At 69.5% G+C, this 17,915-nt stretch carries 13 protein-coding genes; all 13 read left to right on the top strand.

The genetic code is table 11. The annotated features are described in order from the left end of the window. Positions 1-148 precede the first annotated feature (148 nt). The 13 genes from RH864_RS06660 to RH864_RS06720 all read left to right on the top strand — a co-directional run bounded on the left by RH864_RS06660 (position 149) and on the right by RH864_RS06720 (position 17,900). Positions 149-1,477, top strand: coding sequence for an APC family permease (locus tag RH864_RS06660; protein ID WP_310516747.1), 1,329 nt, complete (start codon positions 149-151; stop codon positions 1,475-1,477). A 95-nt stretch (positions 1,478-1,572) separates the two neighbouring features. Beyond that, complete coding sequence (locus tag RH864_RS06665) at positions 1,573-2,403, top strand: aldo/keto reductase (protein ID WP_310516748.1); 831 nt, start codon at positions 1,573-1,575, stop codon at positions 2,401-2,403. Positions 2,404-2,463: 60 nt separating this feature from the next. After that, positions 2,464-3,888, top strand: a complete 1,425-nt coding sequence (locus tag RH864_RS06670; protein WP_310516749.1) for an MFS transporter — start codon at positions 2,464-2,466, stop codon at positions 3,886-3,888. A 133-nt stretch (positions 3,889-4,021) separates the two neighbouring features. After that, positions 4,022-5,029: a LacI family DNA-binding transcriptional regulator gene (locus RH864_RS06675; RefSeq protein WP_310516750.1), complete on the top strand. Its 1,008-nt coding sequence runs from the start codon at positions 4,022-4,024 to the stop codon at positions 5,027-5,029. Between the two features lie 244 nt (positions 5,030-5,273). Further along, complete coding sequence (gene mmsA / locus RH864_RS06680; RefSeq protein ID WP_310517039.1) at positions 5,274-6,794, top strand: multiple monosaccharide ABC transporter ATP-binding protein; 1,521 nt, start codon at positions 5,274-5,276, stop codon at positions 6,792-6,794. Beyond that, positions 6,791-8,143, top strand: a complete 1,353-nt coding sequence (mmsB, locus tag RH864_RS06685) for a multiple monosaccharide ABC transporter permease (protein ID WP_310516751.1) — start codon at positions 6,791-6,793, stop codon at positions 8,141-8,143. Before mmsA ends, mmsB begins: the two co-directional genes overlap by 4 nt. 49 nt (positions 8,144-8,192) lie before the next feature. Then, a complete protein-coding gene (locus RH864_RS06690; protein ID WP_310516752.1) occupies positions 8,193-9,314 on the top strand; it encodes a substrate-binding domain-containing protein in 1,122 nt (373 codons plus the stop codon). Between the two features lie 294 nt (positions 9,315-9,608). Then, positions 9,609-10,325 carry an L-ribulose-5-phosphate 4-epimerase gene (locus tag RH864_RS06695; RefSeq protein ID WP_310516753.1) on the top strand — a complete coding sequence of 239 codons (717 nt, stop codon included), beginning with the start codon at positions 9,609-9,611 and terminating at the stop codon, positions 10,323-10,325. Continuing rightward, positions 10,322-11,959: a xylulokinase gene (locus RH864_RS06700; protein WP_310516754.1), complete on the top strand. Its 1,638-nt coding sequence runs from the start codon at positions 10,322-10,324 to the stop codon at positions 11,957-11,959. Before RH864_RS06695 ends, RH864_RS06700 begins: the two co-directional genes overlap by 4 nt. Positions 11,960-12,005: 46 nt before the next feature. Further along, on the top strand, positions 12,006-13,529 hold the full coding sequence (araA, locus tag RH864_RS06705; RefSeq protein ID WP_310516755.1) for an L-arabinose isomerase: 1,524 nt from the start codon (positions 12,006-12,008) through the stop codon (positions 13,527-13,529). 29 nt (positions 13,530-13,558) lie between these two features. Next, complete coding sequence (locus tag RH864_RS06710; protein WP_310516756.1) at positions 13,559-14,695, top strand: LacI family DNA-binding transcriptional regulator; 1,137 nt, start codon at positions 13,559-13,561, stop codon at positions 14,693-14,695. Positions 14,696-15,135: 440 nt separating this feature from the next. Then, entirely contained in the window at positions 15,136-16,218 is a 1,083-nt protein-coding gene (locus tag RH864_RS06715) for a sugar ABC transporter substrate-binding protein (RefSeq protein WP_310516757.1), read from the top strand. A gap of 71 nt (positions 16,219-16,289) precedes the next feature. Beyond that, entirely contained in the window at positions 16,290-17,900 is a 1,611-nt protein-coding gene (locus RH864_RS06720; RefSeq protein ID WP_310516758.1) for a sugar ABC transporter ATP-binding protein, read from the top strand. Positions 17,901-17,915: the final 15 nt, after the last annotated feature.

Below are 17,915 nucleotides of genomic sequence, written 5' to 3' on the forward strand. Positions count from 1 at the left end.
AGCGCGGCGTATCGAGGCCGGGTCGCGGGGTCTCGATACGGTCGCTGGCGTTCCCTGCTCGACCAGCGGGGGAGCGTTGGCAGGATGTTTTCGGACATCGACGTCCAGGGGTGCGCGAGCGCCGGCCGGCGTCCTCCAGACTGGGCGGGTGAGCTCGCGAACGGATGCCGGGGCCTCAGCGCCGAACGTCGACGGGCGCGCGCAGGGGACAGCGCGTGGCACGCTCGGCCTCGGTCAGGGGACCGCGCTGTACGTCGCGAGCGTGCTCGGAACGGGCATCCTCGTGCTGCCCGGGCTCGCGGCGGCGGCGGCCGGGCCGGCCTCGATCGTCGCCGTCGCGGCCGTCCTCGTCCTCTCGGTGCCGCTGGCCGGCACGTTCGCGGCACTCGCGGCGCGGTACCCCGATGCGGGCGGCGTGGCCAGCTACGTGCGGCGCGCGCTCGGTCCGACCGCCGCGCGCATGACCGGCTACTGGTTCTTCTTCGGGGTCTGCGTCGGCGCACCGGTCGTCGCGATCCTCGGCGGCGAGTACGTCGTGGCCGTGCTCGGCGTCGACCGGGCCGCCGTGCCGATCATCGGCTTCGCACTGTTCATCCCGCCGTTCGTCGCCAACTGGTTCGGCGTCCGCATCGCGGGCTGGGTGCAGTTCGTGCTCACGGGCCTGCTGCTCGCGGTCGTGATCGGTGTCGTCGCAGCCACCTTCCCCGCGGTCGACGCGGCGAACTTCGAACCGTTCCTGCCGCACGGATGGGCGGGTGTCGGCCTCGCGATCAGCCTCTTCGTGTGGGCGTTCGCGGGCTGGGAGGTCGGCACCCACATCGCGGGCGAGTTCCGCACCCCGCGCCGCACCATCCCCATCGCGACCGCCATCGCGATCGTCATCGTCGGAGTCGGCTACCTGTCGCTGCAGTTCGTGACCGTGGCCGTGCTCGGGGAGCGGGCCGGTGAGGGCCAGGTGCCGCTGCTCGCGCTCGTCGAGACCACCGCTCCCGGTATCGGGTCCGTGCTCGTCGCGATCGTGGCGGGAATCGTGAGCCTGGGTGTCGTGAACGCCTACCTTCCGGCGTTCGGCAAGCTCGGGGCGGCCCTCGGTCGCGACGGCGACCTGCCCCGGTTCCTCGCGAAGGGGGCCGCCGACGGTGAGATCCCGCGCCGGTCGCTCGCCCTGACGGGCGCGCTCATCGTCGTCTACTTCGGGCTCATGCTCCTCAACCGGCTCGACCTGACCGCGTTCATCCTGATCCATACGAGCAACATGGTCGCGATCTATGCCGCCGGGATGCTCGCTGCGACCCTGCTGCTGCGCCGCTGGAGCGTCGGCTGGTGGCTCGCGGTCGTCGCGACGGCCATGACGGCGGGCCTGCTCGTGCTCGCCTGGCAGAACCTCCTGGTGCCGCTCGCGCTCGCCGTGGCATCCGTCGCCGTCACCGTGGTGCGCCGCGCGCGCCGCCGCCGCGGCGTCGAGCGTCGTGTCTGAGTCGTCGGGTTTGTGTTGCCGTGTCCGAGCCGTCGTCTCGGGCCGACGCGCGAGGCGATGTGGCATCCGGTCCCGCTGTGGGTGAGGATGGAGCAATGACCGTTCCCGAGTACGCGCTGCGCGACGGCAATCGGATCCCCGCCTTCGGCCTCGGCACGTACGGGCTCGATGACGAGCCGGGGGTCGAGGCGATCCTCTCGGCGATCGACGACGGCTACCGCCTCATCGACACCGCCTACAACTACGGCAACGAGGCCGCGGTGGGGGAGGCGCTCCGTCGCACGAGCGTCGACCGTTCCGATCTCGTGGTCACCACGAAGTTGCCGGGCCGGCACCACGGCACCGAGGAGACGCTCGCGAGCTTCGAGGAGTCGCGGCGGCGACTCGGGGTCGAGTGGGTCGACCTGTACCTCATCCACTGGCCGAATCCCAGCGTCGACCGCTACGTCGAGACGTGGCGCACCATGATCACGCTGCGTGAGAAGGGGCTCGTGCGCTCCATCGGCGTCTCGAACTTCACCGAGGTCATGCTCACCCGCCTGCTCGACGAGACCGGACTCATGCCAGTCGTCAATCAGGTCGAGCTGCACCCGTATTACCCTCAGACGGCGCTGCGCGCGTTCCACGACGAGTACGGCATCCGCACCGAGAGCTGGAGCCCGCTCGCGAAGCGCACCGAGCTCCTGCAGGAGCCCGTGATCACCGAGCTCGCCGCACGATACGGGGTGACGCCCGCGCAGCTCGTGCTGCGCTGGCACGTCGAGCTCGAGTCCATCCCGATCCCGAAGTCAGCGGACGCCGAACGGCGGCGCAGCAACCTCGACGTGTTCGGGTTCCAGCTCCTGCCCGAGGACGTCGAGGCCATCTCATCGCTCGAACGCGGGCGCCTCTGGGACGGCGACCCCGATTCCCACGAAGAGATGTGAGCCCGCGCGGCGCGCGTCAGGATTGACGTCGTCCGCCTCCGACGTCATACAGTCGAGCGTGTGACCGGAGCCACGCCACGTGAGTCGGACGCCGCGAGCGGCGCCGAAGCCGGTGAGCCGCGCGCCGACGGCGACGCGCCGCGCGCCGACGGCGTGTTCTCGGCCCGGTTCCGCTGGCTGAGCCTCGGCATGTTCGCGCTGGTCTTCCTCGCGGCGTTCGAGACGCTCGCGGTGACGACGGTGATGCCGCTCATCGCCGACGATCTCGACGGCTGGTCGTTGTTCGCCGTGGCGTTCGCGATCCCGCTCGCCGCCGGCGTCGTCGGCATGGTGATCGCCGGCAACTGGTCCGATCGCGGCGGTCCGATGGCCCCGCTCATCGCCTCGGCGATCGTCTGGCTGATCGGCGTGGTGATCGCCGGCACGGCGACCACCATGGTCGTGTTCGTCATCGGCCGGTTCGTGCACGGGTTCGCGGGCGCCGCCGTGATCGTCCCGCTCTACGTCATCGTCGCGCGGATCTACCCCGAGCGTCTGCGTTCGCGGGTGTTCGCGGGATTCGCCGCGGCCTGGGTGATCCCGTCGATCATCGGCCCGACGCTCGCCGGCCTGGTCGCCGAGGCCACGAGCTGGCACTGGGTGTTCCTCGGCGTCGCCGTGCTCGCGCTGCCGATCAGCGTCATGGTGCTGATGCCGCTGGCGCGGGCGCGGCACGAGCTCGCGGGTGACCATGATGTCCCCTGGAGCGCCAGTCGCATCCTCTGGTCGCTGCTCGCGGCGGGCGCAGCCCTCGGGCTCGGGCTCGCCAAGGATCTCGGCGACCCGTGGCGCTGGATCGCCGCACCGGTCGCGATCGTCGTGGTCCTCATCGCGGTTCGTCCATTGTTGCCACCGGGCACGCTGAGCGGGCGGCGCGGCCTGCCTGCGACCGTGCTCATGCGGGCGATCGTCGCGGCCGCGTTCTTCGCGACGGAGGTCTACCTGCCCGCGTTCTTCCGCGACACGTACGAGATGCGACCGAGCCTCGCGGGCGCCGTGCTCACCGGTGCGGGCGTGAGCTGGGCGATCGCGAGCTGGTTGCAGGGACGGCTCGACCGGGTCCCGAACACGCGGATCGTCCGCATCGGCAGTGGCCTGTTGCTGGTCGCCCTCGTGGTCGTGCTCGGCGGCTCGGTGTTCGCGTGGCATCCGGCGATCGGGTTCGCCGCCTGGACGATCGCCGGGTTCGGCATGGGATTCATGTACCCGAGGTTCTCGGTCGCGGTGCTGGAGCTGTCGCCGAAACGGGAACAGGGCTTCAACAGCTCAGCGCTCACCATCGGCGAGTCGCTCGGCGCGTCGGTGTCGATCGCGGTCACCGCGCTCGTCGCGAGCGCGTTCGCGTTCGACTGGTACTACCCGGAGTTCACCGTCACCGTCGTCGTGGCGCTCGTCGCGCTGTTCGTGGCGGGCCGCGTACGTCCGCCGGGCGTGCCCAACGGCTGAGCCGCGAGGCATCCGTCGCGTCATCGATGCGCGGCCGGTCGCCCAGCGCGTGCATAATGGAGGCGCCGCGTGTGAACGTGCACATCTCCAGTTCGAACGGTCGCGGAAGATGCCTGAGTCTGATGGAGGGCGAATGCCGAGCATTCGCGATGTCGCGCGCCTTGCTGAGGTGTCGCATCAGACGGTCTCGCGGGTGCTCAACCAGCACCCGAGCATCCGCCCCGAGACGAAGCAGCGCGTGCTCCAGGCCATGGAGACCCTGCAATATCGCCCAAACCGGGCCGCCCGCGCCCTGGTCACGAGCCGTTCCCGCACGATCGGCGTGCTCATGGCCACGACGGGCGAGTACGGCCCATCGTCGTCGGTCGCGGCGATCGAGGACGCCGCACGTCGCGAAGGGTATTGGGTGAACACCGCCAATCTGGCGGGCACGACGCCCGAGGCCATCGTCGAGGCGGTCGAGCATCTCATGGAGCAGGCCATCGAGGGGCTCGTCGTCATCGCCCCGCAGGTGCGGGTCTTCAACGTGCTCGCCGAGCTCTCGCTCGGCGTGCCGTTCGTGAGCCTGCAGTCGGCGACCGGTGCGCTGCGCACCGAGCTCGCCGCCGACCAGGTGCAGGGCGCCCGCATAGCGACCGAGCACCTGATCGAGCTCGGTCATCACGAGATCGTGCATCTCGCGGGCCCGCGCGACTGGATCGAGGCCGAGAGCCGCATGCAGGGCTTCCTCGACGCCATCTCCGACGCGGACCTGCCCACGAGGCCCCCGATCCTCGGTGACTGGACCGCCGACTTCGGCTACTTCGCGGGCCGCGAACTCGCGCGAAGTCGCGACTTCACGGCGGTCTTCGCGGCGAACGACCTGATGGCCATCGGGGTGATGCACGGGTTCCGGGACGCCGGGCTCGACGTGCCGCGAGCCGTGAGCGTCGTCGGCTTCGACGATCTTCCGGTCGCACCGCACGTCTGGCCGCCGCTCACCACGGTGCATCAGGACTTCGCCGAGCTCGGCCGCCGCACGATGGCCCTGCTGCTCGCCGAGATGCGCGAGGAACCCACGGCGCTCGGCGCCGTGATCGAGCCCAGGCTGGTCATCCGCGAGTCGACGGCGTCACCCCTGGCGGTGCGCGCCGTCCGCTGATGTCCGGCCGTCGGCAGGCCGCGCCGGCGGGCCGCCTCGGCCGCCGACGGTATCGGATTGGCATCGCTTGGAAAAGCGTCTCCGATCGACTTGACACCCGACCGGCCGAGATGCACGATGGTCTCCGATGTGAACGGTCACATGCCGACACATCGATGCGTCAGATTCGTCCCCATCGACAGTGAGGTCAACTGTGAGCCCGACGTTGCGTTCGCCCGAGACCGGCCAGCCGCCGATCCTCGAGATGCGCTCGATCACCAAGGAGTTCCCCGGCGTCAAGGCGCTCTCCGACGTGTCGATCACCGTGAAGGCCGGTGAGATCCACGCCATCTGCGGCGAGAACGGGGCGGGCAAGTCCACCCTCATGAAGGTGCTCTCGGGCGTCTACCCGGTCGGCACCTACACCGGGGAGATCTGGTTCCGCGGCGCGAAGGTCGAGTTCAAGGACATCCGGGCGAGCGAGCACGCGGGTATCGCGATCATCCACCAGGAGCTCGCACTGATCCCCGAGCTGTCGATCACGGAGAACATCTTCCTCGGCAACGAGGTGGCCAAGGGCATCCGCATCGACTGGGTCGAGGCCAAGCGCGAGGCGATCGACCTGATGGCCCGGGTCGGCCTCGACGAGAACCCCGACACCCAGATCAAGCACCTCGGCGTGGGCAAGCAGCAGCTCGTCGAGATCGCGAAGGCCCTCGCGAAGAACGTCAAGCTCCTCATCCTCGACGAGCCCACCGCGGCCCTGAACGAAGACGACTCCCAGCACCTCCTCGACCTGATCCTCGGGCTCAAGGGCAAGGGCATCGCCTCGATCATGATCAGCCACAAGCTCAACGAGATCGAGCAGATCGCCGACTCGATCACGATCATCCGCGACGGCCGCGCGATCGAGACGCTCGACGTGCGCGCGGGAGGCGTCGACGAGGACCGCATCATCCGCGGCATGGTCGGCCGGTCCCTCGAGAGTCGGTACCCCGACCGCACGCCGAAGATCGGCGAGGTCTTCTTCGAGGTCCGCAACTGGACCGTGCAGCACCCGCAGGCGCCCGAGCGACTCGTCGCGAAGAACTCGAGCTTCCACGTGCGTCGCGGCGAGATCGTCGGGCTCGCCGGGCTCATGGGCGCCGGCCGCACCGAGCTCGCGATGAGCCTGTTCGGGCGCTCGTACGGCAACTACCTGTCGGGCACCATCGTCAAGGATGGAAAAGAGATCGTCCTGAAAGACGTCGAGGCCGCGATCGACCACGGGCTCGCGTACGTGAGCGAGGACCGCAAGGTGCTCGGGCTCAACCTGCTCGACACGATCAAGCGATCGATCGTCTCGGCCAAGCTCTCGAAGATCGCCAAGCGCGGCGTGGTCGACGACACGCGTGAGGCGGGCATCGCCGAGGACTACCGGAAGCAGCTGCGCATCAAGACGCCGAGCGTCGACGCCGGCGTCTCGAAACTCTCGGGCGGCAACCAGCAGAAGGTCGTGCTCGCGAAGTGGATGTTCACGGACCCCGACCTGCTCATCCTCGACGAGCCCACCCGCGGCATCGACGTGGGGGCGAAGTACGAGATCTACACGATCATCCAGAAGCTCGCGGCGCAGGGCAAGGGCGTGATCCTCATCTCGAGTGAGCTTCCCGAGCTGCTCGGCATCGCCGACCGCATCTACACGGTCTTCGAGGGCCAGATCACCGACGACATCCCCGCAGAAGAAGCGACCCCGGAGAACCTCATGCGCAGCATGACCTCCGCCAAGAAGAAGGCAATCGCATGACCAGCGCGACCGACACCAGCCCGAAGAAGAAGAGCGGTGGACTCGCCGATATCCGCAAGGTGTTCGGCGGCGGCCAGTCGACCCTGCGCCAGTTCGGCATCCTCGGCTCGCTCATCGTCATCATCGTCTTCTTCCAGATCATGACGAACGGGCTCACGCTCTCGCCGACGAACCTCATCAACGTCGTCAACCAGTACTCGTACATCCTGATCCTGGCGATCGGCATGGTGATGGTCATCATCATGGGCCACATCGACCTGTCCGTGGGCTCGGTCGCGGCGTTCACGGGCATCGTCGTCGCGAAGTCCATGGCCGACTGGAACGTGCCGTGGCCGTTCGCCATCGTCATCGGCCTGCTGGTCGGCGTCGCGATCGGCGCGTGGCAGGGCTTCTGGGTCGCCTACGTCGGCGTTCCGGCGTTCATCGTGACCCTCGCGGGCATGCTCATCTTCCGCGGTGCCAACCAGGTCGTCGGCCAGTCGACGACCGTGCCGGTGCCGCCCGAGTTCGGCAAGATCGGCGCCGGCTACCTGCCCGAGCTGGCCGTGCCCCTGAACTTCAACGTGCTCACGATGGTGCTCGGCCTGCTCGGCGCCGCCTGGATCGTGTGGAACGAGCTGCGGATCCGGGCGCAGCAACGGAAGACGGGCTCCGACATGGCACCCGCCTGGGTCTCGATCGTGAAGGTCGTCGTGCTCGCCGGCGTCATCCTCTGGGCGGCGTGGCTCTTCGCGACGGGCCGGCCGGGCACGAGCTTCCCGATCTCGGGCATCATCCTCGTCGTGCTCGTGATCCTCTACTCGTTCATCACGAACAGCACGATCTTCGGCCGGCACATCTACGCGGTCGGCGGCAACCGGCTCGCGGCGACCCTCTCGGGCGTCAAGGACCGGCGCATCGACTTCTTCGTCATGATGAACATGTCGGTCCTCGCCTCGCTCGCGGGCATGATCTTCGTGGCCCGATCGACGGCCTCCGGCCCGCAGGACGGCAACGGCTGGGAGCTCGACGCGATCGCGTCGGTCTTCATCGGCGGCGCGGCGGTGTCCGGCGGCATCGGCACCGTCATCGGGTCGATCATCGGTGGCCTGGTCATGGCGTTCCTCAACAACGGCCTGCAGCTGCTCGGCGTCGGTGCCGACTTCGTGTCGATCATCAAGGGCCTCGTGCTGCTCCTCGCGGTCGGCGTCGACGTGCTGAGCAAGCGCAGCGGCGGCCCGTCCATCCTCGGGATCTGGTCGCGTCGCCGTCAGGCACGCCTCGAGACCGCCGCCCCCGAAGCTCCCGCCGTCGTGCCGACGGCCGGGACGAACGAGACGAGCCAGCCGGCCGACGTCGTGCGCGACTGAGCGCACCCGCCGATTCGTCTCACCAACCAAGAGAGAAAGTGACACATCGATGAAGAGAATCGCTTTGACGGCAACCGCCGTGGCAGCGGCGGCAGCGTTGGCGCTGGCCGGCTGCGCGAGCGGCGAGCGCGGTGGCTCCGACGCGGGAAGCTCAGAGTCGGCAGGCGGCTTCGCCGCGGACGCGACGATCGGCGTCGCCCTGCCCGACAAGACGTCGGAGAACTGGGTGCTCGCGGGCGGCCTGTTCGAGTCGGGGCTGCGTGACGCCGGGTTCAAGCCCGACGTGCAGTACGCCCCCGCGTCGAACACCGTCGCCGAGCAGCAGAACCAGATCTCGGCCATGATCACGAACGGCGCGAAGGTCATCGTGATCGGTGCGAAGGACGGCAAGCAGCTCGGCACGCAGCTCCAGCAGGCTGCTGACGCGGGCGTGAAGATCATCGCGTACGACCGGCTCCTCGAGAACAGCGAGAACGTCGACTACTACGTGGCGTTCGACAACTTCAAGGTCGGCCAGCTGCAGGGTGAGGCACTGCTCGAAGGCCTGGCCGCACGTTCGGGTCACGAGGCGCCGTGGAACATCGAGCTCTTCTCGGGCTCGCCCGACGACGCCAACTCGGCCGTCTTCTTCAACGGCGCGATGGACGTGCTGCAGCCGAAGATCGACGACGGCACGCTGGTCGTCGCCTCGGGGCAGACCGAGATCGCGCAGACCGCGACCGAGGGCTGGCTGGCCGAGAACGCGCAGAGCCGGATGGACTCGCTGCTGACCTCGACCTACGGTGACAAGGAGATCGACGGCGTCCTGTCGCCGAACGACACGCTCGCGCGCGCGATCCTCACGTCGGCCCAGCAGGCCGGCAAGGACGTCACCAAGATCACCGTGACCGGCCAGGACTCCGAGGTCGAGTCGGTCAAGTCGATCATGGAGGGCATCCAGTACTCGACCATCAACAAGGACACCACGCTCCTCGTCGAGCAGACGATCAAGATGATCGAGCAGCTCCAGAAGGGCGAAGAGGTCGATGTGAACGACACCGAGCAGTACGACAACGGCGTGAAGGTCGTCCCGGCGTACCTGCTCGACCCGGTCATCGTCACCAAGGAGAACGCGGCTGAGGCTTACGCCAACAACCCGAACCTCCTCGAGATCGTGACCGCGGCACAGTAAGACGGCGCAGCACGCACCGTCTCGCGCGTTCGCGCTCGCGGCCCCCGCTTCCGATGGGAAGCGGGGGCCGCTTCGCGTCGCCCTCGAACCGTCCCGCGTTCCGTGTTCAGGAACATCGCGACGCCTGCCGGCGCGGCGGGCGCGCCGCGCCGGCGTGGTGCTCCGTCGTTCCTGAGCAAGGAATGGGTGGCGGGTCAGGGGGCGGGCGGATGCCTCGGGCAGCGGTTGCTCGACCGAACCGTGAGCGCTAACATCGAGAACCGTTAGCGCTAACGGAACTGCCGAAGGGGTCTCATGGAAGCCGGTCGAACGTTCAGCCCCGAGGTCGAGGCGGCGATCGCCGCGGTGCGAGCCGAGGTCGCCCGGTTGCACGGCGAGCTCACGCGGTACGGCCTGGTGATCTGGACCGGGGGCAACGTCTCGGGGCGGGTGCCGGGCGCCGACCTGTTCGTGATCAAGCCGTCGGGCGTGTCGTACGACGACCTCACGCCCGAGAACATGATCCTCTGCGATCTCGAAGGCCGAGTGATTCCGGGCTCGCCCGGCTCCGACCGCAGCCCGTCGAGCGACACGGCTGCGCACGCGTACGTCTACCGGAACATGCCCCAGGTCGGCGGTGTGGTGCACACGCACTCGACGTACGCGACCGCGTGGGCCGCGCGCGGCGAAGAGATCCCGTGCGTGATCACGGGAATGGCCGACGAGTTCGGCGGCCCGATCCCGGTCGGCCCGTTCGCGATCATCGGCGACGACTCGATCGGTCGCGGCATCGTCGAGACGCTGTCGGGTCACCGGTCGCGGGCGGTGCTGATGCAGAACCACGGCCCGTTCACGATCGGGGTCGACGCGAAGGATGCGGTGAAGGCGGCCGTCATGGCCGAGGACGTGGCGCGCACGGTGCACCTGGCGCGCGAGGCCGGCCCGCTGATCCCGATCCCGCAGGAGCAGATCGACCGGCTCTACGACCGCTACCAGAACGTCTACGGCCAGGCGGGGGATGCCCGGCGATGAATTCCTCAGCACAGCGCGACGGCGCAGCCCGCGACGCCATCCTCGCGGGCCGGACCTCACTCGGCATCGAGCTGGGCTCGACGCGGATCAAGGCCTGCCTCGTGCGGTCCGACGATCCGGCGACCGTCCTCGCGTCGGGCGGCCATGAATGGGAGAACGAGTTCGTCGACCGGGTGTGGACCTACTCGCTCGAGGACGTGTGGTCGGGGCTGCGGGCGGCCTATGCCGACCTGGTCGCCGACGTGCGGAAGCGGTACGGCGTGCAGCCCGAGACCTTCGGCGCGATCGGGATCTCGGCCATGATGCACGGGTATCTGGCGTTCGACGCGGCCGGTGAGCTGCTCGTGCCGTTCCGCACCTGGCGGAACACGTCGACCGGTCGGGCGGCGGCCGAGCTGAGCGAGCTGTTCGGCGTGAACATCCCGTTGCGCTGGTCGATCGCGCATCTGGGGCAGGCGGTGCTCGACGGCGAGCCGCACGTGCCCGAGATCGACTTCGTCACGACGCTCGCGGGGTATGTGCACTGGCGGCTCACTGGCCGCAAGGTGCTCGGCGTCGGCGACGCCTCGGGAATGTTCCCGATCGGCGCCGCGCCGATCGGCGCCGGCACCGCCGACTACGACCGCGACCTGCTCGCCCGCTTCGACGCGTTCGTCGCCGATCGTGCGCCCGGTCTCCACGTCGAGCGGCTTCTGCCCGAGGTGCTCGTCGCCGGCCGACCCGCGGGTGAGCTGACCGCCGAGGGCGCGGCGTTGCTCGATCCGAGCGGTGTGCTGCGCCCCGGCATCGTGCTGGCCCCTCCGGAGGGCGACGCCGGCACCGGCATGGTCGCGACCAATGCGGTGGCGCCGCGGACCGGCAATGTCAGCGCGGGCACGAGCATCTTCGCCATGGTCGTGCTCGAGCGCCCGCTCTCGAGCCCGCACGACGAGGTCGACCTGGTGACCACGCCGGCCGGCGACCCGGTGGCCATGGTGCACTGCAACAACGGTGCGAGCGAGCTCGGAGCCTGGGCGAGCGTGTTCTCGCGCTTCGCGGAGCTCGCCGGCAGCGCGGCCTCGCCGGACACGGTGTTCGAGCTGTTGTTCCGCGAGGCGCTCGAGGGCGAGCCGGATGCGGGCGGCGTGATCGCCTACAACACGCTCGCGGGTGAGCCGATCGCGGGTCTCGACGAGGGCCGTCCGATGGTCGTGCGCACGCCCGACAGCCGGCTCACGCTCGCGAACGTCATGCGCGCCCAGCTGTACGGCGTCTACGGCACGCTCGCGCTCGGCATGCGGGTGCTCGCGGACGAGGGTGTCGCGCTCGATCGCATGTACGCGCACGGCGGGATCTTCCGCACGGCGGGGGTCGCGCAGCGTTTCCTCGCGGGCGCGCTCGACGCGCCGGTCGCGGTCGGAGCGACCGCGTCCGAGGGCGGCGCGTGGGGTATGGCCGTGCTCGCGTCGTACGTCACGTCGGCCGCGGCGTCGGCGCCGACCGCGCTCGGCGACTACCTCGACGGGACGGTGTTCGCGGAGGCATCCGTCACGGTCGCCGAACCCGACCCGGCGGATGTCGCGGGCTTCGCCCGCTATCTCGACCGGTACCGCGCCGGGCTCGCCGCGGAGGCGGCGGCCGTCGGCGCACTCTGACCCGTCCCCTCTCAACCACCAGACCGCCGGACAGAAAGCAGACGCCATGACCCGCACGCCACTCACGACGAGCCTCGACCAGCTCGAGGTCTGGTTCCTCACCGGCAGTCAGCACCTCTACGGCGAGGAGACGCTGCGCCAGGTCGCCGAGCAGTCGCAGCGGGTCGCTGAACAGCTCGACGAGGCATCCGCCGTTCCGGTGAAGGTCGTCTGGCGTCCCGTGCTCACCGACTCGGCGGCGATCAAGCGCGTCATGCTCGAGGCCAACGCGGCCCCCCAGGTCATCGGTGTCGTGACCTGGATGCACACGTTCAGCCCGGCGAAGATGTGGATCGCGGGGCTCGAGGCGCTGCAGAAGCCGCTCGCGCATCTGCACACGCAGGCGAACGTCGAGCTGCCGTGGGGCGAGATCGACTTCGACTTCATGAACCTGAACCAGGCCGCGCACGGCGACCGCGAGTTCGGCTACATCCAGACCCGCCTCGGCGTGCCCCGCAAGACGATCGTGGGGCACGCGACCGACCCGCGCGTGCAGCGCGAGCTCGCGACCTGGCAGCGCGCCGCCGCGGGGCTTGCGGCGAGCCGCGACCTCAAGCTCGCGCGGTTCGGCGACAACATGCGCTTCGTCGCGGTGACCGAGGGTGACAAGACCGAGGCCGAGATCAGGCTCGGCGTCCAGGTGAACACCTGGGGGGTCAACGAGCTCGCCGAGGCGGTCGCCGCCGCGACCGACGCCGAGGTCGACGTGCTCGTGCAGGAGTACGAGGACCTGTACGACGTCGTGCCCGAGCTGCGTCGCGGAGGTGAGCGCCACGGCTCGCTGCGCGACGGTGCCGCGATCGAGCTCGGCCTCAGATCGTTCCTCGAGGAGGGCGGCTTCGGGGCGTTCACGACGAGCTTCGAGGATCTCGGCGCTCTCAAGCAACTGCCCGGCCTGGCCGTGCAGCGCCTGCAGGCCGAGGGCTACGGGTTCGGTGCCGAGGGCGATTGGAAGACCGCGGTGCTGGTGCGCATCGCGAACGTCATGGGCGCGGGGCTGCCCGGCGGCGCGAGCCTCATGGAGGACTACACGTACGACCTCACGCCCGGAGACGAGCTGATCCTCGGCTCGCACATGCTCGAGGTCTCGCCCTCGCTCACGACGGCCCGTCCGTCGCTCGAGATCCATCCGCTCGGCATCGGCGGCAAGGACGACCCGGTGCGGCTCGTGTTCACGGCCGACCCGGGGCCGGCCATCGTGGTCGCGCTGAGCGACCTCCGCGACCGCTTCCGGCTGACGGCCAACGTGGTCGAGAACGTGGCCCCGAGGCATCCGCTGCCCAACCTGCCGGTCGGGCGCGCGATCTGGAAGCCCGCACCCGACTTCCCGACGAGTGCCGCCGCCTGGCTCACCGCTGGCGCCGCGCACCACTCGGTCATGTCGACGGCCGTGGGCGTCGAGGTCTTCCGCGACTTCGCCGAGATGGCGAAGCTCGAGCTGCTGGTCATCGACGAGCAGACGACGCAGCGCGGGTTCGTCGACGAAGTACGGTGGAACCAGGCGTACTACCGGTTGGCCCAAGGCCTCTAGGGACTCGAGGCGCCGGGAGGTCGGGTCGTGTGAGCGAGGCTCGTGTGGATGCGCCGGGTGGGCCGGATGGCTCACCCGAGGTCTCGCCCGTCGAGCCGCCAGGTTCGGCCGGCGTGCCGACCATGTTCGACGTCGCGCGCCGCGCGGGCGTGTCGCATCAGACCGTCTCGCGCGTGCTCAATGGTCTGACGGGTGTCGCGGCGGCAACGAAGGTTCGCGTCGAGCAGGCGATCGCCGAGCTCGGGTACACGCCGTCTCCCGCTGCGCGCGCGATGGCGAAGCGCCGCTCGGGCTCGATCGGGCTCATCCAGGCGGGTCGCCCGGACTACGGGCCGTCGAGCGCGGCCCTCGGCTTCAACGAGGCTGCGCGCGACGCCGGGTACACCGTGAGCCAGGCGAGCATGCGCACGCTCGACGCGGTCGCGCTCCGGCAGGCCGTGCACCGGCTCGTGCTGCAACGCGTCGAGGCGATCGTGCTGATCGCGGGCGAGCGTGAGGCGTCCGAGGTGCTGCGCGGCATCGAGGCGGGGGTCCCGCTCGTCGCGGTGGCGTCGGAGGGCGCGGGCGGACCGCGCGGCGCCGCGACCGGCGCCACTGGCGTCACTGGCGCGCGCCGCGTGCATCGTGTCTCACTCGACCAGTACGCGGGTGCCCGGCTCGCGACCGAGCACCTGATCGGGCTCGGCCACCGCAGAATCGCGCACGTCACGGGGCCCTCGGACTCGATGGATGCCGCGGAGCGGCGCCGCGGCTGGACCGACGTCATGCGCGAGCACTCGCTCGAGCTGCGCGCGCCGTTCGCGGGTGAATGGCTCGCGGCCTCGGGGTACGAGGTCGGCCGGTCACTGCTCGCGGAGGGCTGGGCGACGGCCGTCTTCGTCGGGAACGATCAGATGTCGCTCGGTCTGTTGCACGCCTGCCACGAGGCGGGCGTCGCCGTGCCGGATGCGCTCAGCATCGTGGGATTCGACGACATCCCCGAAGCCGCGTACTTCACGCCCGCGCTGACGACGGTGCGGCAGGACTTCGACTGGCTCGGTCGCGACGTCATGGCGACCGTGCTCGACGCGATGCGCGACGACGCGCACGCACCCGACCGGACGGCACGCGTGCCGGACCTCGTCGTGCGCGCGAGCACAACGCCGCCGCCCTCGCCGGTCGAGTAGCGCGCGAGTACCGCGCCGCCCCCTCGCTGGTCGAGTAGCGCGCGAGGAACGAGCACGCGTATCGAGACCCCGGTGACCCGGTCTCGAGGTCGGGACACCGGGTCTCGATACGCTCGCTGGCGCTCACTACTCGACCAACGGGGCTCGGCGCCGGCGCGCCTGGTCGTGCAGAGCGATCCGAAAGTTAGCGATCACTGTCTAGGTTCATAGTGGCGACTGACCCGCGCATGGTGACGCCATCGACCTCTCACGCGGTAATAATGTAAATATCTTTTTATCAGGCGTTTATAGCCGAGTCGGGCGCGTGTTCCGGAATGCGGGCGGGGTTCATTCGGTGGCCATCGTCGAAAACCCCCCTTGATAGTGCGCTAACACTGCGATACCTTCGGGTCACCGACGGCCCATAGACGGGTCGTCCCCAAGCACAAAGGAGTGTTGGCATGGCGAACCCCTCAGCACGTGTGTCACGACGCCGGCGGCAGCTCGCCGCCGCGGCGCTCGCCGTCGCGGCCCTCGCCCTCTCCGGTTGTCGCGCCGACGGCGGCGCCACGACCGAGGAGGACAAGGCGTCCGGCGAAGGCCTGGTCATCGGCTGGAGCCAGCGTGGCATCAGCGGCAGCGACTGGTGGAAGACCCTCGTCGAAGGAGGCGAGGCCGAGGCCGAGAAGATCGGCGCCCGGATCGAGCTGCTCGACGCGAACGGCGACACCGTCCGTCAGAACGCGGACATCCAGACGCTCATCACCAAGGGCGTCGACGTGGTCATCATGAACGCGAACGACCCGATCGGCGTCGGACCGTCGGTCGACGCGCTCAAGGCGGCCGGCATCCCGCTCGTCACCGTCAACTCGAACCTCGACGAATCGCTCGTCGCCGACATGTTCTGCTACGTCGCCGAGGACCAGGGGTACACGGGTTCGCTCGCCGGCGAGGTGGCCGCGAACAGGGCGCTCGAGAAGTTCGGCGACGCGGGCGAGATGAAGGTCGTCGGTATCGGCGGCTTCCCCGGCGACGTCCTCAGCGACCTCCGCTTCAACGGCTTCATGGAGGGCTGGGAGCGCATCATGGCGGAGCACGCCGGCGTCTCGACCGTCAAACTGGAGACGAAGTACGGCGAGTGGAAGCCCGACAAGGCGCTCGCGCCGATCCGCGACGTCGCCACGGCCAACCCCGACCTCAAGGTCGTCTACAGCATGAGCGACGTCATGAACGGCGGCGTGGTGCAGGGCCTGCAGCAGGCGGGGCTCTGGGGCGACGGGATCATCCTCGCCAGCTACGACGGCGGCATGGTGTCCGTCAAAGAGATGATGGATGACCCCGACGGCCCGCTGCAGGCGACGGCGTCGAACCAGCCATGGGATCAGGGTGCGACCGCCGTGAAGATGGCGCTCGCCGCGTACAACGACGACCAGTCGGCCTGCCCCGAAGGGACGCTGTACATCGACACCACGGTCGTGACCCCGGAGAACGCAGCGGACTACTACGTGGCCGAGGACACGTACGTCCGGGCTCAGGGCGAGTGACCCTTCGGGCCGGCTCCGGTGCCTCCGGGGCCGGCCCCACCATCCGCATCCCCACGCACGAAGGAGCAACGATGCTTGCGAACCAACCGGCCGGCGCCGCCGACGCGGCCGGCCCCGCCGACGCGGCCGACGCCGCCGTCCGTCTCGAGGCGGTCGGCGCCGAACTCGCGGTTCCTGAACTGCAGCTCGACGGCATCACCAAGTCCTACCCCGGCGTGCAAGCGCTGAAGGGTGTGAGCTTCAGCGTCCGCCGCGGCTCGATCCACGCGCTCGCGGGTCAGAACGGTGCGGGGAAGTCGACACTCGTGAAGATCCTCTCGGGCGCTGAAGCGCCCGATGCGGGCACGATCCGGCTGGGCGGTGAAGTGCAGCGCTTCCGAGAGCCGATGGACGCCCAGCACGCGGGCATCCACACCATCTACCAGGAACTCTCGCTCGTGCCTTCGCTCTCGGTCGCCGAGAACATCTTCCTCGGCCGGCTGCCGAAGCGCGGCGGAGCGGCCGTGAACTGGGGGCGGATGCAGGCCGAGGCCCGCAACGCACTCGACCGGGTCGGCTTCCATCTCGATGTGCGCCGGCCGGTCGGAAGCTACTCCACCGCCGAACAGCAGGCCGTCGAGCTCGCGAAGGCGCTGCACAAGGACGCCAGGGTGCTCCTCCTCGACGAGCCCACCTCCACGCTGCCGCTGCCGGACGTCGAACGGCTGTTCACGGTGCTCCGCAGCCTGTCAGAGCAGGGTGTCACGCTGCTCTACATCTCGCACCGCATGGACGAGCTCTACTCCCTGTGCGATGCCGTGACCGTCCTCCGCGACGGCGTCAATGCCGCTGACCTGCAGACCGCGGATTCGAAGCCCGCCGACGTGGTGACGGCGATGGTCGGCAAGAGCCTCGAGGGCTCGATCGCCGATGCCGCGCTCCGCGGCGAGCGTTCGCCGCGGCTCGGCCCGGGAGCACGAGACGAGGTCATCCTCCAGGTCGAGGGCCTCTCCGAGGAGGGCAGCGTCGACGATGTGTCGTTCGAGCTGCGCGCCGGCGAGGTCCTCGGGCTCTCCGGACTCATCGGCAGCGGCCAGTCCGAACTCGCCGGCCTCATCGCGGGGGCGCGGAAACGCACGTCGGGCAGGATTCGAGTCGACGGAGACGACGTGGACTTCGCCGCGCCCCGGGACGCGATCCGCCGTGGCATCGGCCTGCTCCCGCAGGACCGCAAAGCGGCGGGCTTCGTCCCGGACATGGGCGTCGCCGCCAACATCACGCTGGCGAGCCTGCCGATGTTCAGCCGGCTGAGCGTGATCGACTCCCGACGTGAGAAGCGCGTCGCGGCCGACATGGTGACCAGGCTCGGCATGAAGGTCTCGGGCGTCGGTCAATCGCTGAAGACGCTCTCCGGCGGTACCCAGCAGAAAGCGATCCTGGCCCGCTGGCTCGTGCGTGACGCGAGGATCCTCGTCTGCGACGAGCCGACGCGAGGCGTCGACGTGGGCGCCAAAGAGGACATGTACGAGCTCATCCGCGAGTTCGCGAAAGCCGGCGGCACGGTCGTGGTGGCGAGCTCCGAGATCACCGAGGCGATGATGTGCGACCGGGTCCTCGTCATGGCCAGGGGACGCGTCGTCGACGAGCTCACCCACGACCAGATCGACCCGCACGGTCACGCCATCCTCGAACGCTTCGCCTGAGCCGCACCGACGCCA

The sequence above is a fragment of the Agromyces aerolatus genome (genome assembly GCF_031432255.1).
Lineage (GTDB): Bacteria > Actinomycetota > Actinomycetes > Actinomycetales > Microbacteriaceae > Agromyces.